The organism is uncultured Cellulomonas sp. (genome assembly GCF_963527515.1).
Taxonomy (GTDB): domain Bacteria; phylum Actinomycetota; class Actinomycetes; order Actinomycetales; family Cellulomonadaceae; genus Cellulomonas.
This window is the reverse complement of sequence record NZ_CAURTV010000094.1, coordinates 1-14,522: the sequence shown is the minus strand read 5'-3', so window position 1 is coordinate 14,522 and position 14,522 is coordinate 1. Positions and strand designations below refer to the sequence as shown.

Sequence of the window (14,522 nt, the reverse complement as noted above, 5' to 3'; positions counted from 1 at the left end):
CGCTCGAGCGTGGCGAGCCGGGCGCGCGTGGCGGCCAGCGCGCCCTCGACCTCCTCGCGGCGGGCGCGCAGGGCGCTCTCGTCGGCGATCTCCTGCTCGAGCGTGGAGGTCAGCTGCGCGAGGTCGTCGGCCAGCAGCCGGGCGCGGGCGTCGCGCAGGTCGGCCTGGACGACCGCCGCCTTGCGCGCGACCTCGGCCTGGCGACCGAGCGGCCCGAGCTGTCGCCGGATCTCCCCGGTGAGGTCCCCGAGCCGCGTGAGGTTGGCCTGCATCGACTCGAGCTTGCGGAGCGCCTTCTCCTTGCGCTTGCGGTGCTTGAGCACCCCGGCGGCCTCCTCGATGAAGCCGCGACGCTCCTCGGGGGTGGCACGCAGGACGGCGTCGAGCTGGCCCTGGCCGACGATGACGTGCATCTCCCGGCCCAGGCCCGAGTCGGACAGCAGGTCCTGGATGTCGAGCAGGCGGCAGCCCTGGCCGTTGATCGCGTACTCGGACCCGCCGTTGCGGAACAACGTCCGCGAGATGGTGACCTCGGAGTACTCGATCGGCAGGGCACCGTCGGCGTTGTCGATGGTGAGCGCCACCTCGGCGCGACCGAGCGGCGGGCGACCGGCGGTGCCGGCGAAGATGACGTCCTCCATCTTGCCGCCGCGCAGCGACTTGGCGCCCTGCTCCCCCATCACCCAGGCCAGGGCGTCGACGACGTTGGACTTGCCCGAGCCGTTGGGCCCGACCACGCAGGTGACGCCCGGCTCGAAGTTCAGGGTCGTCGCCGAGGCGAACGACTTGAACCCCCGCAGGGTGAGGGTCTTGAGGTGCACGCACAGAGCCTAAGGTGCGCGCACCTCAGCTCCCGGGAGGTGGTCCTAGAGAGCCGGGAACCAGAGGGCGATCTCCCGGGCGGCCGACTCCTCGGAGTCGGAGCCGTGCACCAGGTTCTGGATCACCTTCAGCCCCCAGTCGCGGCCCAGGTCGCCGCGGATGGTGCCGGGCGCGGCGACGGTCGGGTCCGTGGCGCCGGCCAGCGAGCGGAAGCCCTCGATCGCGCGGTGGCCCTCGGCGACGACCGCGAGGACCGGGCCGGAACGCATGAACTCGATCAGCGGGGTGAGGAACGGCTTGCCCGCGTGCTCGGCGTAGTGCTCGGCGAGCAGCTCCTCGGAGGCCTCGCGGAGCTCGACGGCGACGAGCGTGTAGCCCTTGGCCTCGAGGCGTCGGACGATCTCCCCGGACAGGCCGCGGCGCACGCCGTCCGGCTTGACCAGGACGAGGGTGCGCTGTGTCGTGGGGGCGTCGGGTGCGTCAGTCATGGGACGAACGATAACCGGCGCTACGGCCCGACCGCCCCGGGGTTCGCGGCGTCGTACTCCGCCCGCTCCCGGTCGATCCGGCCGCCGAGCTGCAGCGCGACCAGCCAGAGGACGACGAAGATCCCCCCGATCACGAACATCATCGGGACGAAGAAGCCGCCGGCCAGCACGAGCACCTGGGCGATGGACCCCGCCACGTAACCCCCGGGCCGGGACATGAACCCCGAGAGCAGGACGAGCATCACCGCCAGGCTGCCGCCCACCCACCAGATCGTCGCCACGGGGGCCAGCCGCAGGCCGTACGCCACGAGCGTCGCGAAGAACACCAGCAGCGCCTCGAGGATGAGGATCGTCTGGGTGAACTGGGGCTTCGCGGGACGCTTGCGGCGCACGGCCTGCCCGTCGGGGACGGCGGAGCTCATGGGTCCAGGCTACCGGCGGGCGGGAACGTCGACGTCGTCGGACGAGCCCTCGCGCGGGTTGGGCAGCACGGCGTCCGCCGTCACGACGGCTCCGCCGGCGGCGACGGCCTCGCCGCGGGCGACCATGCCGGCCACGTCGGAGAGCTTGACCTCGCGCAGGAAGAGCGCCAGCACGAAGCCGATGGCGATCACGGGGACGAGGTACCAGAACGACGGGGCGAGCGCGTCGGTGAACGCGTCTATCACGCCGGTCTTGAGCGGCTCCGGGAGCGCCTGCACGACGGCCGGCGTCAGGCTCGACGAGTCGCCGCCCGCGCCCGCCGGCGCCCCGGCGAAGACCTCGCCGAGGTTGTCCGCCAGGCGGGAGGTGAACATCGTGCTGAACAGTGCCGTGCCCACCGCCGCGCCGATCTCGCGGAAGAAGTTGTTCGTGCTGGTCGCGGTGCCGATCTCGTGGGGGTCCACCGAGTTCTGCACGGCGAGCACGACCGTCTGCATGACCAGGCCCATGCCGGCGCCGAGCACGAAGATCATCGCGCCGAAGAGCACCATCGACATGTCGCCGGTGATCTGGGTCAGCCACGCGACGCCGGCCGTGGTGATGGCCAGGCCGACCACGGGGAACGCCTTGTAGCGGCCGGTCCTGGTGATCGCGAGGCCGGAGCCGATCGCGGTGATCATCACGCCGACCATCATCGGGAGCAGCAGGAACCCGGACTCGGTCACGCCGGCGCCGGTGGACATCTGCAGGAACGTCGGCAGGAAGGCCAGGGCGGAGAACATGCCCATGCCGAGGATGAGGCCGATCGCGGTGGCGATGGTGAAGGTGGGGTTCTTGAACAGGCGCAGGGGCAGCAGGGGCTCCTCGGCGCGCAGCTCGACCATGATGAACGCCCCGATGGAGACCAGCGTGCCGATCACGAGGGCGAGCAGGCCCGGGTCGGCCCAGTCGTAGCCGCGGTTGCCCGTCCAGCTGTCCCAGCTGGTGGCCAGCACGAGGCCCGACGTGGCGATGACCAGGAAGAAGATGCCGGCGACGTCGATCCGCTTGCCGGAGCGGTGCGTGGGCAGCTTGAGGGTGAACCAGGCCACGGCGAACGCGGCGACACCGATCGGGATGTTGATCCAGAAGCACCAGCGCCAGTCGGCGTGCTGGGTGAAGAGGCCACCGAGGAGCGGGCCGATGACCGCCGAGATGCCGAACAGCGCACCCATCGGACCCATGTACTTGCCGCGCTCCTTGGCGGGCACGATGTCCGCGATGATCGCCTGCGACAGGATCATCAGACCGCCGCCGCCGAGGCCCTGCACGCCGCGCCAGAACACGAGCTCGCCGAACGAGCCGGCGAACCCGGCACCGGCCGAGGCGACCGTGAACAGGCCGATGGCGATGAGGAACGGCCAGCGCCGGCCCCACAGGTCGCCGAACTTGCCGTACAGCGGCATCACGATGGCGATCGCCAGGATGTAGGCGGTGACCACCCAGCCCTGGTGCTCGACCCCGTTGAGCTCGCCGACGATCGTGGGCATCGCGGTGCCGACGATCGACTGGTCGAGCGAGGACATGAACATGCCCGCCATGAGCGCACCGAAGATGAGCCAGACGGTCTTGGGGGTCAGGACGATCAGCGGCTTGTCGGCCGCTGGTGCCTGGGGTGCTGCGGTGGACATGCGGGGAACCTCGTTCTGGGGAGTGGGGGCGGGGACGAGAAGATCAGTCGGACAGGATGGAGCGCAGGTCGGTCACGACGGCGGTGAGGTGCTCCTCCGCGCCGCCGGACCCGCCGGCCGCGTCCCAGCGCATGAACGTGGCGTGGGTGAGGAAGAGCAGCGTGGCGCCGACGATCTCCGAGGAGTAGGGGGGGTCGTCGCCGAGCCGGCGCTCGACGAGGGCGGAGAGCTGGCCCTTGTGCTGCTCCATCCACGCGAGGTGGCGGGCGAGCAGCCGCGGCTCCTTCGCGGCGAGCTCGAGCGCCCGGGCGAGCCGCTGACGGCCCATCGGCGGGTCGCTGAGGAAGGAGCTGACGAGCGCCTGCAGGTCGGCGAGCAGGTGTCCGGTGGGGCCGCCGGCCGCGAACGTCTCGCCCGCGGCCGAGTCGAAGGGCCACGGGGTGTGGCCGAGCACCGCGTCGTCCTTGGTCTCGAAGTAGTTGAAGAACGTGCGGACCGAGACCCCGGCCTCCTCGCAGATCGCGTCGACCGTGACCGCGTCGAGACCGTGCTCCCCCACCAGGCGGTGGGTCGCGTCGATCAGCGCCTCGCGCCGCGCGCGCTTCTTGCGCTCACGCAGGCCGAGGACCTCGGGCGGGTCGACGAGATTGTTCTGCACGAGGTGCAACTTTACACACACTGCAACTTTGCAGTGCGCGCACGTTTCTGTGCCGTCCCTCACACGGGACGGTCAGACCTCCCCGAACCCGCTCTCGACCGCGGCGACCAGCGCGTCCCGCGCCTCGGCCGCCTGCGCCCCCTCGGCCTCGATCTGCAGCTCGACGCCCTGCTTGGCACCCAGCTTCATGAGCTCGAGCACGCTCGCGGCGTTGGCTCCGTTCACCCGGACCGTGGCGTCGTACGCGGCGAGCATGCGAGCGACGACTGCCGCGGGGCGGGCGTGCAGGCCCAGCGGGTTCCGCAGCACCGCGGTGCTGCGCAGCACCCCGTCGTCCGCGGCCACCGAAGCCTGCGCGGGTGAGGCGGCGGCACCGAACGTCGACCCCGCGTGCTCGGCGGACGCCAGGACGCCCGCGAGATCCGCTCCCCCGTGCGCGGTGACGGCGGCCGCGACGGCCCCCTCGACGAACGGCGCGTCCGCCAGCCGCACCCGCGCCGCGACCTCCTCGTCCAGCAGCTCGAGCACGGACTCAGCGGTCAGCACAGCCGATCCGAGATCCGTGAGCACGACCGCCGAACGACCGTCCTGCGTCGCCTCGGTGAGCGCCGCCTCGACCGCGTCGTAGCTGGTGCCGAGCCCGCCGTCCTGCATGCCACCCGCCGCGACCAGCAGCACCCCGGGCGCCATCTGCCCGGCCAGCTCGGCCGCACCCTGCGCGAGGGCGCGGGAGTGGGAGACCAGCACCAGGGCGACCGGGGCGTGCTCGCGCGTCACGCGGCCGCCTGGGCAGCCGCGAGCAGGATCAGCTCGGTCGACCGCGCCCCGGGGTCGAGGTGCCCGGCGGACCGCTCACCCAGGTAGCTGGCCCGGCCCTTGGTGGCCACGAGCGGGATCGTGGCCTCGGCGCCCTGGCGCGCGGCGTCCGCGGCCGCCGCGAGCACCTCGGCCGGCGACGCCCCGGAGTCCGCAGCCGCCACGGCGGCCTCGGTGGCCGGGGTCCAGGCGTCGACCATGGTCTTCTCGCCCGTGGTCGCCTTGCCCCGCGCGACGATCCCCTCCAGGGCCGCCTCGAGGAGAGCGACGACGCCCTGGCTGTCGAGCTCGGCCACGCCGGTGGCCTTGGCCGCCCGCAGGTACGCGGTGCCGTACAGCGGGCCGGCCGCGCCGCCGACGGTCGACATGAGCGTGGTGGCGACGAGCCTGAGCACCTCGCCGATGTCTCCCGGCACCGCCTCGAGCGCGTCCAGCTTGGCCACCACCGCCGTGAAGCCGCGGTGCAGGTTCTCGCCGTGGTCACCGTCACCGATCTGCCGGTCGAGCTCGATCAGCTCGTCCCGGTGCTCGGTCACGGTCTGCGCCGACCGGCGCACCCAGTCGACCGCCCACGCCACGTCCAGCGTCATGCTCACGCTCCCTCGAGCAGTCCAGTGCCTGTGCCGGCGGCGGCCGGTCCGCTCACCACCGCAGGGCGGTCGTGTGCACGGGCGCGTCCCACAGGGCGGTCAGCTCGTCGTCCAGACGGAGCACGGTGACCGACGCGCCCTGCATCTCCAGCGATGTCACGTAGTTGCCGACGAGCGACCGGGTCACCTCGACCCCACGCTCCTCCAGCAACGCGCGAGCCCGACGATAGACGACATAGAGCTCCGAGGCCGGGGTGCCGCCCATGCCGTTGACGAACAGCAGGACCTTCTCCCCGCTCGACAGGCCGAGGTCGTCCGCGACGGGCGTCAGCAGCATCTCCGTGATCTCGTCGGCGCCCGCCAGCGGGATGCGCCGGCGGCCGGGCTCGCCGTGGATGCCGATGCCGATCTCGATCTCGTCGTCGGGCAGGTCGAAGCTCGGCTTGCCCGCGTGCGGGACCGTGCACGCCGTGAGGGCGACGCCCATCGAGCGCACGTTGGCGATGACCTTCTCCGCGACCGCGGCGACCGCGTCGAGGTCGTCCCCGCGCTCAGCGGCAGCGCCCGCGATCTTCTCGACGGCCACCGTGCCGGCCACGCCGCGTCGGCCGGCGGTGTAGAGCGAGTCCTCGACGGCGACGTCGTCGTTGACCACGACCGTCCGGACCGTGACGTCGTCCGCGACCTCGGCCGCCATCTCGAAGTTGAGCACGTCACCGGTGTAGTTCTTCACGATCGCCAGCACCCCGGCGCCGGCGTCCGCGGCCTGCAGGGCCGGCGCGATCTGGTCCGGGGTGGGCGAGGTGAACATCGCACCCGGGACGGCGGCGTCCAGCATGCCGACACCGACGAAGCCCCCGTGCAGCGGCTCGTGCCCCGAGCCACCCCCGCTCACGAGGCCGACCTTGCCGGCGCTCGTCCCGCCCGCCCGTGCCACGAACCACGGGTCCCGGTGGACCGCCACCACGTCCGGGTGAGCGGCCCCGAAGCCCTCGAGGGACTCGGCCACGACGGTCTGCGGGTCGTTGATGAGCTTCTTCACTGCAGCCATCCCTTCCACCGGGCGCCCACGGCGGGCCCCGCGCGTCCGTCGCGGACTCCGGCGTCCCGACAGACCTCACCCTGTTGTCGGGCAATCCGGTCGTCAAGGGGAGGACGTGCGCCGCCGGTGCACGTTCGTGCACAGTTCCATCTGACCACTGCAGTCCCACCCGGACGGCTGACCAGCACTCAGGGGCGGCCCAGCAGCCGGCGAGCCTCGGCGACGAGCAGGATGGACCCGGTGACCAGCACGCCGGAGCCGCGCTCGACCTCGCTCTCCGCGCGCGCCACCGCCAGGTCGAGGGCGTCGTTCAGCCGCTCGGCCACGTGCACGCGGTCCTCACCGAAGATGTCGATGGCCACCTCGGCCAGGTCCTCGGGGTCGAGCGCCCGCGAGCTCGATGCACGCGTGATCACGACCTCGGCCAGCAGCGGCTCGAGCACCGAGAGCATGCCCTCGGGGTCCTTGTCCGCCATCACGCCGACGATGCCGACCAGGCGGTGGAACTCGAACGCCTCCTCGATCGCCTCGACCAGCGCCTCGGCGCCGGCCGGGTTGTGGGCGCCGTCGACGATGATCGTCGGGCTGGATCGCACCACCTCGAGCCGGCCGGGAGAGTCCACGTCGGCGAACGCGATCTCGACGATGCCCGGGTCCAGGGCGCGGCCGCCCGTGAGGAGCGCCTCCGTGGCGGTCAGCGCCAGCAGCGCGTTGTGCGCCTGGAACTGTCCGTGCAGCGGCAGGAAGATCTCGGTGTAGGTCCCGCCGAGCGTCTGCAGCGAGATGAGCTGACCACCCACCGCCACCTGACGCTCACCGACGGCGATGTCCACCCCCTCGCGCACGACGCGGGCGCCCTTCTCGGCCGCGGCCGCCAGCACGACGCCCTCGACGTCCTCCTGCTGGGTGGCGAGCACGAGCGTGGCGCCGTCCTTGACGATCCCCGCCTTGACCGACGCGATGTCCAGCAGCGTGTCGCCCAGGTAGCGCTCGTGGTCCATAGAGATGGGCGTGATGATCGCGACCTCGCCGTCGGCGACGTTGGTGGAGTCCCACAGCCCGCCCATGCCGACCTCGATCACCGCGACGTCCACCGGTGCGTCCGCGAACGCCGCGAACGCCATCACGGTGAAGACCTCGAAGAACGACAGCTGCGGCTTGCCCTCCTCCGCGGAGCGCTGGTCGACCAGGTGCACGTAGGGCGCGACGTCCTGCCACACCTCGACGAAGTGCTCGTCGCTGATGGGCTCACCGTCGATGACGATCCGCTCGTTCACGCGGGACAGGTGCGGGCTGGTGAACCGGCCCGTGCGCAGGCCGTGCTCGCGGACCAGCCGCTCGACCATGCGAGCCGTGGACGTCTTGCCGTTGGTGCCCGTCACGTGCACCACCCGGTACGCCTTCTGCGGGTCGCCCAGCAGCTCCATGACGGCCAGGGTCCGCTCGAAGCTCGGGTCGATCTCGTGCTCGGGCGCGCGTGCCAGGATCCCCTGGTAGACCTCGTCGGCGGCCGCGCGGGCCTCCTTCTCGGCCTGCTTGCGCAGGTGGTCGGACCCGCCGTGCTCGTGTGGGCTCATGCCTCGTACCCTCCGGCCTCGACTGCGCGCACGGTGGCCAGCAGCGCCGGCCCCGTCTCGATCGCCACCGAGACCGCCAGCGTCTCGCGGGCGATGGTGTCCTGGTGCAGCTCGACCGCCGCCACGTGCTCGGCCGGGACGTCGAGCGTGAGCACGATCCGGTCCCCCACCTGCAGACCGGCCGCCTTGCGGGCGTCCTGCACCGCGCGGACGACGTCGCGGGCGTAGCCCTCGGCCCGCAGGTCGTCGTCCAGGGTGAGGTCGAGCACGACGAACCCGCCGCCGGGCAGGACGGCAGCGGCGCCGCCGTCAGAACCGACCACGGTCGTCAGCTCGTACTCGGCGGCCTCGAGCGCCACGTCGCCGTCGTCGGTGGTGACCACCACGGTGTCGCCGTCCACGCGCCAGTCGCCCGCGCGCGACGCCTTGATGACTGACTGCACCCCGCGACCGAGGCGCGGTCCGGCCGCACGGGCGTTCACCGCGAGGCGCTGGGTGATGCCGAAGCGCTCGGCGGTGCCGGAGTCGGCCGTGACGAGGTCGACGCGCTTGACGTTGAGCTCGGCCGCGAGCAGGTCGGCGTACGGAGCCAGCGCGTCCGCGTCGTCGACCGCCACGGTGAGCGAGTGCAGCGGCTGCCGCACGCGCACGCCGGCCGCCTTGCGCAGGCCGAGGGCGGTCGACGTCACCGCGCGGACCTGGTCCATCGCGACGACGAGGGCGCCGTCGACGACCGCATCGTCCACCGTCGGCCAGTCGGTCAGGTGCACGCTGCGCCCGCCCGTCAGGCCCCGCCAGACCTCCTCGGAGACCAGCGGCGCGAGCGGTGCCATGACCCGGGTGAGCACCTCGAGCGAGGTCCAGAGCGTGTCGAACGCGTCGGCGTCCTCCGCCCAGAACCGGTCCCGCTGGGTGCGGACATACCAGTTGGTCAGCACGTCCAGGTGCTCACGGACGGTCTCGCACGCGGCCGCGATGTCGTAGGCATCGAGCTGCTCCGTGGTGCGCGCCACCAGGTCCCGCGTGCGGGCCAGGACGTACCGGTCCATCGGCGCCAGCGTCGCGGCGCGCTCGGCGTCCACGGCCTTCGCCGTGTACCCGGCGGCGCCGTCCGCGGCGCCCGCGTAGAGGGAGAAGAAGTAGTACGTGCTCCACAGCGGCAGCAGCACCTGGCGCACGCCGTCGCGGATCCCCTCCTCGCCCACGATGAGGTTGCCCCCGCGCAGGATCGAGCTCGACATGAGGAACCAGCGCACGGCGTCCGAGCCGTACACGTCCCACATCTCGACCGGGTCCGGGAAGTTGCGCAGCGACTTGCTGGCCTTGCGGCCGTCGTCGCCCAGCACGATCCCGTGGCACATGCAGTTGCGGAACGCGGGCCGGTCGAACAGCGCGGTGGCCAGCACGTGCAGCGTGTAGAACCAGCCGCGGGTCTGGCCGATGTACTCGACGATGAAGTCGCCGGGGTAGTGGTGCTCGAACCAGTCGGCGTTCTCGAACGGGTAGTGCACCTGGGCGAACGGCATCGAGCCCGAGTCGAACCACACGTCGAGCACGTCCGGGATGCGACGCATCGTGGAGGCGCCCGTCGGGTCGTCCGGGTTCGGGCGCGTCAGCTCGTCGATGAACGGTCGGTGCAGGTCCGGCTCGCCCGCCTCGTTCGTCGGCACCCGCCCGAAGTCCGCCTCCAGCTCGGCCAGCGAGCCGTAGACGTCGACGCGCGGGTGCGCCGGGTCGTCGGACACCCACACCGGGATGGGCGTGCCCCAGTAGCGGTTGCGGCTGATCGACCAGTCGCGGGCGTTGGACAGCCACTTGCCGAACTGGCCGTCCTTGATGTGCTCCGGCGTCCAGGAGATGTCCTGGTTGAGCTCCACCATGCGGTCGCGGAAGTCGCTCACGCGCACGAACCAGCTGGTCACCGCCTTGTAGATCAGCGGGTTCCGGCAGCGCCAGCAGTGCGGGTAGGAGTGCTCGTAGGTCTCGTGGCGCACCAGCACGGAGCGGACCTGCGCGTCCACGCGAGCCAGTGGACCCGAGCCGGCCTTGAGGTCCGCGATGATCGGCTTGTTCGCGTCGAACACCAGCTGCCCGACGTAGTCCGGCACCTCGGTGGTGAACTTGCCCTGGGAGTCGACGGGGACGACGGGCGCGATGCCGGCGACGTCGCACGCGACCATGTCGTCCTCGCCGAACGCGGGCGCCAGGTGCACGATGCCCGAGCCGTCCTCGGTGGTGACGAAGTCGGCGAGCAGCACCTGGTGGGCGTTCTCGCGGCCCGCGAAGTAGTCGAACGGCGGCGTGTAGCGGCGGCCCGCGAGATCGCGTCCCGTGACCGTGGCCACGACCGTCGCCTCCCCCAGCTCCTTGGCGTAGGCGCCCAGGCGTGCGGCCGCGAGCACGACGAGCTCCCCGGCGAACGCCGAGTCGGGTCCCGGCTCGACAGTCACGTAGTCGACGTCCGGGCCGACGGCGACCGCGAGGTTGCTCGGCAGCGTCCAGGGGGTCGTCGTCCAGATGAGGGCGAGCTCGCCGGTCTCGAGCCGCAGCCCGACCGTGAGCGCGGGGTCCTGGCGGGACTGGTAGACGTCGTCGTCCATGCGCAGCTCGTGGTTGGACAGCGGGGTCTCGTCGCGCCAGCAGTACGGCAGCACGCGGTAACCCTCGTACGCCATGTCCTGGTCGTACAGACGCTTGAACGCCCAGATGACCGACTCCATGAACGTGACGTCGAGCGTCTTGTAGTCGTGGTCGAAGTCGACCCAGCGCGCCTGCCGGGTGACGTACGCGCGCCACTCGCCGGTGTACCGCAGCACGGACTCGCGGCACGCCTGGTTGAACGCGGCCAGGCCCATCTCCTCGATCTGCGCGGTGTCCGTGATGCCGAGCAGCCGCTGCGCCTCGAGCTCGGCCGGCAGCCCGTGCGTGTCCCAGCCGAACCGCCGCTCGACGCGGTGGCCGCGCATGGTCTGGTAGCGCGGGACGACGTCCTTGGCGTAGCCGGTCAGCAGGTGGCCGTAGTGCGGCAGGCCGTTGGCGAACGGGGGGCCGTCGTAGAAGACGTACTCGTTGCTGCCGTGCTCGCCGGCCTCGCGCGCGTCGATGGACGCCTGGAACGTGCCGTCGGACTCCCAGTAGGCGAGCACGTCCTTCTCGAGGGCGGGCAGGTCCGGGGACGCGGGAACATCGTTCTGGCGGTGCAGCGGGTAGGCCACGGTCGGGCTCTCCTGTGGTCGTGCGTCGCTCTCGGCTGCGAGGACGATGGGTCCGGACCGGCCGGGCTCCACCGCGGTACCACCTCGCTTGCCGGCTCCCCGTCACCGGGGCGTCGACCACTTGATGAGGGCTGTGACGGGCCTACCCGTCCGGTTCTACTGAGGTGCTCGCGCACCCGTTCTTCCGGAGGCTCGCCGGTGATGGCCGGGTCGACGCCTGTGCGGCCCAGGGTAACGCACGGCCCCGCTCAGTCGTCGACCGAGAAACGGCGCGGCTTGCCGGTGCCGAGCTCCCCGGCGTCGTCCAGCACGGTGAGGGCGACCGGGCGACCGAGCCAGCGCTGCACGGCGTCCGCGGCCGCTCGGGGGTCCCCACCGATCCCGCGCAGGGGCAGCGCCCGCAGGTGCACGGAGCCGTCCGCGTCCTGGTGCAGGTGGTACGCCACCAGCCCGTACGCCTGGAGCAGCTGGGTGGCGTCGATGGACGGGCGGGCCGTGCCGTCGGCCGCCCGGAACAGCACGGGCGCGCGCCCTTCCAGGCCCACGAGGACGGTGCCGCGGTCGTCGCGGACGAGGGACGCGTGGTCGCCGGTGCGGTAGCGCAGCAGCGGCAGGTACGGGTTCTCGTCGACCGTCACGACGATCTCGCCGCGGGTGCCCTCGGGCACCGGCTCGCCCGCGGCGTCGAGGATCTCGACGTGCACCCGGCGCGGGACCAGGACGTGCCCGCGGCCGTCGGCGGACGCCGCGACCGGACCCGTCTCGCGCAGCCCGTAGAGGTCGATCACCGGGCAGTGCCACCGGGCCGCGACCGCGTCGCGCACGGCGGTCGGCAGATCGGTCGCGCCGTTGACCACCGCGACCGGGTGCAGGTCCAGGTCGAGCTCGAGCAGGCGCAGCAGCGGGAGGGTGGCCGTGCTCAGCACCTGCGGGTCCAGCGCCACCAGGAACCGGTCCCGGCTCGCCGGGTCGTCCCACCCGCTGAGGTTGACCCGCGCCATCAGCGGCGCCGGGGCGCCCGCCGGGCGACGGAACGCGGTCATCGCGGACGCGTAGGTGAACGCCGTCCGCTGGTCGATGACGTTGGCCAGCCCGAGGCGCGCGGGATCCGGCTCCCAGGCGGCCCCCGTCGCCGCGACCAGGCGCTGCAGGAGCACGAGGTCGGCCGCGACGCTGGTCGGGTGGAGCGGCACGTTCAGCGCGGCACCGGTGCTGCCCGAGCTGGACCCCTCGAGCACGCGGTCCAGGGGCACGTCGACCGGGACGTACGCCGCCACGTGGTCCACGAGGTCCTGCCGCGTGACCGTCGGCAGCTCGGACAGGTCCGAGCCCGGTCCGCTGCGGCCCTCGCGCTGCGCCCGCCGGTACGCGGGGACGGACGCGTGCACGCGCGCGATCAGGTCGGCCACCCAGTCCGTGCCTGCGGGGCCGTGCTCCGACGCCGCCAGCGCCGGCTCGTCGGCCGCGGTGAGCCGGTCGCCCGTCGCGTGCACCCAGGTGGGCGCGTCCGGGTGGGTGCGCAGCGCCGCCAGCCGTGCGTGGCCGTCGTCGTCGAGGGTCGGCCAGCGCTCGGCGTCGGTGAGACCGACCGAACCCATCGGTGTGTAGCCGACCAGGGCGGGGTCGGGGACCGGGGCGCCCTCAGTAGTTGGCATACTGCGCCGCCGCCTCCTTGGCCCTCTGCGCCGCGAGCGCGCGCTCGAGCTCCTCGGCACGCGCCTGCTCGACGGCCATCGCCCGCACGAGGTCACGCTGGTAGACGGTGCTCACCGCGAGCCACCGGTCGTGCGCCTCGGCCGCGCCCTCGCCCGCGGGCAGGACTCCCCCGAGCCGCAGGAACGCCCTCGCCAGCTCCTCGCGCGCCTCGTCGAGCAGGACCCAGTCGCGGTCCGGGCGCAGACCCACCAGCTCGTGCTGGACCCGGGAGACGAGGGCGAGCATCCAGTGCGAGGCGCCACCGAGGCGGGAGGCGGCCTCCCGGACACCCGGGCCGCCGCGCACCGCGGGGTCCAGCACCAGCCAGCAGACCAGGCCCACGAGCACGCGCCGGGTGGTGGCGGCCTCGTCTCCGGCGCCCAGGTCCCCATCGAGGCGCGCGAGCGAGTCGGCGGCCAGCACGGTGCCGTCGAGCTCGACCGCCAGGTCGGCGACGAGCGCGGTCACGGAGGCCTCTGGCTCGAACAGGTCCGGCGGTGCGGTGCTCAGACGATGGCGGACGGCGGCGAGGGTCGGCCCCTGCGGCGGCGCCGCGGTGTCAGCGCGCACGGTTCGTCCTCCCCCACGTGGCGCGCGAGAAGTCCCGCGCGAAGGTGACCAGGTCCGGGTCGGTCGCGACCGCGTAGACCGCGTAGCCGCTCGCCATCGAGGCGATCCGGTGCCGACCCTCCGGCGAGGTCTGCAGCACCAGGGTGCCGCCCCCGCCGGCCGCCGCGAGCGCGCGCGAGGCGATGTCGTCCGGCACGGTCCGCGCCACTCCCGCCGTCCGCTGCCCGGTCTCGGGGCGGAACATCGTCGAGACGCCGTCGTCGGAGATGACCGCGATGTGCGTCGGCCCGGTGGCGGTCGGGGGCGCCCCGTCGAGACCCAGGTGCGTCCGGGCCAGCAGCGCCAGCGGGAAGGACGTCCCACCGCCGATGTGCGCGACGACGGCCGCCAGCACCGCGTCCACGTCCCGCGTGAAACCGTCGGTGCCGATCGCCTGACCCGATCCGCTCCACGTGGTCGCCTGCACCCGGGCCCCTGCCCGCAGCGCCGAGAGGGCGAGCACCGCCCCCGCCAGCGCGATCGGGGCCGCGGACGTCGTCGGGTTCGGCATCGACCCGGAGGAGTCGAGGTACAGGTCGAGGTCGACGGGCCGTGTGCGGGGCTCCACCTGCTCGTCCTCGAGGTACGCGCGCTGCACGGTGGTCATGCCGGGCACCACCACCGGCGACGCCGTCACCGTCCCGGACCAGTCGATGGTGGACAGGTCGTCGCCCACCTCCCACGGGTCGAGCCCACCCAGCAGCTGCTCGGAGGTGGTCGGACCCTCGCGGACCGGGAACGGCACCAGGTGCGGCGCGGCGCGCTCGCGGTACCAGGCGGCCGCCACCTGCTGCGCGGAGGTCGTGCCGCCCAGCGCGGTGAGCAGGGCGTGCAGCGCGGCGGGCTCGAGCCCGTTGCCCGTCGCGCTCTGGGACGTCGGCGCGTCGGGGGCCGGCCCACCCACCACCGCGGGGTCC

General features: G+C 72.9%; 12 protein-coding genes and 1 pseudogene. All 13 read right to left on the bottom strand.

All coding sequences use genetic code 11. The features are described 5' to 3' along the window. A partial coding sequence (locus tag RYN42_RS16435) for an AAA family ATPase (protein WP_315097885.1) occupies positions 1-821 on the bottom strand: 821 nt, incomplete at its 3' end. Between the two features lie 45 nt (positions 822-866). Beyond that, a complete protein-coding gene (gene ndk / locus RYN42_RS16430; RefSeq protein ID WP_315097884.1) occupies positions 867-1,310 on the bottom strand; it encodes a nucleoside-diphosphate kinase in 444 nt (147 codons plus the stop codon). A 20-nt stretch (positions 1,311-1,330) separates the two neighbouring features. Next, complete coding sequence (locus RYN42_RS16425) at positions 1,331-1,732, bottom strand: DUF4233 domain-containing protein (protein ID WP_315097883.1); 402 nt, start codon at positions 1,730-1,732, stop codon at positions 1,331-1,333. Positions 1,733-1,741: 9 nt separating this feature from the next. Next, positions 1,742-3,403, bottom strand: a complete 1,662-nt coding sequence (locus RYN42_RS16420) for an MDR family MFS transporter (RefSeq protein ID WP_315097882.1) — start codon at positions 3,401-3,403, stop codon at positions 1,742-1,744. A 43-nt stretch (positions 3,404-3,446) separates the two neighbouring features. Then, positions 3,447-4,061 (bottom strand): helix-turn-helix domain-containing protein, encoded by a 615-nt coding sequence (locus tag RYN42_RS16415; protein ID WP_315097881.1) that lies wholly within the window; start codon positions 4,059-4,061, stop codon positions 3,447-3,449. Between the two features lie 72 nt (positions 4,062-4,133). Then, positions 4,134-4,838: a dihydroxyacetone kinase phosphoryl donor subunit DhaM gene (gene dhaM / locus RYN42_RS16410; RefSeq protein ID WP_315097880.1), complete on the bottom strand. Its 705-nt coding sequence runs from the start codon at positions 4,836-4,838 to the stop codon at positions 4,134-4,136. Continuing rightward, complete coding sequence (dhaL, locus tag RYN42_RS16405; protein ID WP_315097879.1) at positions 4,835-5,467, bottom strand: dihydroxyacetone kinase subunit DhaL; 633 nt, start codon at positions 5,465-5,467, stop codon at positions 4,835-4,837. The genes dhaM and dhaL overlap by 4 nt, the downstream gene beginning before the upstream one ends. A 52-nt stretch (positions 5,468-5,519) precedes the next feature. Further along, a complete protein-coding gene (gene dhaK / locus RYN42_RS16400) occupies positions 5,520-6,509 on the bottom strand; it encodes a dihydroxyacetone kinase subunit DhaK (RefSeq protein WP_315097886.1) in 990 nt (329 codons plus the stop codon). Positions 6,510-6,697: 188 nt separating this feature from the next. Further along, the gene (locus RYN42_RS16395; protein ID WP_315097878.1) at positions 6,698-8,086 is read right to left on the bottom strand and encodes a folylpolyglutamate synthase/dihydrofolate synthase family protein; all 1,389 of its coding nucleotides are present in this window, start codon (positions 8,084-8,086) and stop codon (positions 6,698-6,700) included. After that, on the bottom strand, positions 8,083-11,301 hold the full coding sequence (ileS, locus tag RYN42_RS16390; protein ID WP_315097877.1) for an isoleucine--tRNA ligase: 3,219 nt from the start codon (positions 11,299-11,301) through the stop codon (positions 8,083-8,085). The genes RYN42_RS16395 and ileS overlap by 4 nt, the downstream gene beginning before the upstream one ends. Positions 11,302-11,549: 248 nt before the next feature. Next, positions 11,550-12,956: an AMP-binding protein gene (locus tag RYN42_RS16385; protein ID WP_315097876.1), complete on the bottom strand. Its 1,407-nt coding sequence runs from the start codon at positions 12,954-12,956 to the stop codon at positions 11,550-11,552. Further along, positions 12,943-13,566, bottom strand: coding sequence for a hypothetical protein (locus RYN42_RS16380; RefSeq protein ID WP_315097875.1), 624 nt, complete (start codon positions 13,564-13,566; stop codon positions 12,943-12,945). The genes RYN42_RS16385 and RYN42_RS16380 overlap by 14 nt, the downstream gene beginning before the upstream one ends. Next, positions 13,556-14,522, bottom strand: a pseudogene (locus RYN42_RS16375) (hypothetical protein); the annotation flags it as partial. The gene RYN42_RS16380 and the pseudogene RYN42_RS16375, both read right to left, overlap by 11 nt.

Excerpts from the sequence above, each read along its gene's own strand:
- ndk (WP_315097884.1), bottom strand. The coding sequence starts at position 1,310 with ATGACTGACGCACCCGACGCCCCCACGACACAGCGCACCCTCGTCCTG.
- RYN42_RS16425 (WP_315097883.1), bottom strand. The coding sequence starts at position 1,732 with ATGAGCTCCGCCGTCCCCGACGGGCAGGCCGTGCGCCGCAAGCGTCCC.
- RYN42_RS16420 (WP_315097882.1), bottom strand. The coding sequence starts at position 3,403 with ATGTCCACCGCAGCACCCCAGGCACCAGCGGCCGACAAGCCGCTGATC.
- dhaL (WP_315097879.1), bottom strand. The coding sequence starts at position 5,467 with ATGACGCTGGACGTGGCGTGGGCGGTCGACTGGGTGCGCCGGTCGGCG.
- RYN42_RS16395 (WP_315097878.1), bottom strand. The coding sequence starts at position 8,086 with ATGAGCCCACACGAGCACGGCGGGTCCGACCACCTGCGCAAGCAGGCC.
- RYN42_RS16385 (WP_315097876.1), bottom strand. The coding sequence starts at position 12,956 with ATGCCAACTACTGAGGGCGCCCCGGTCCCCGACCCCGCCCTGGTCGGC.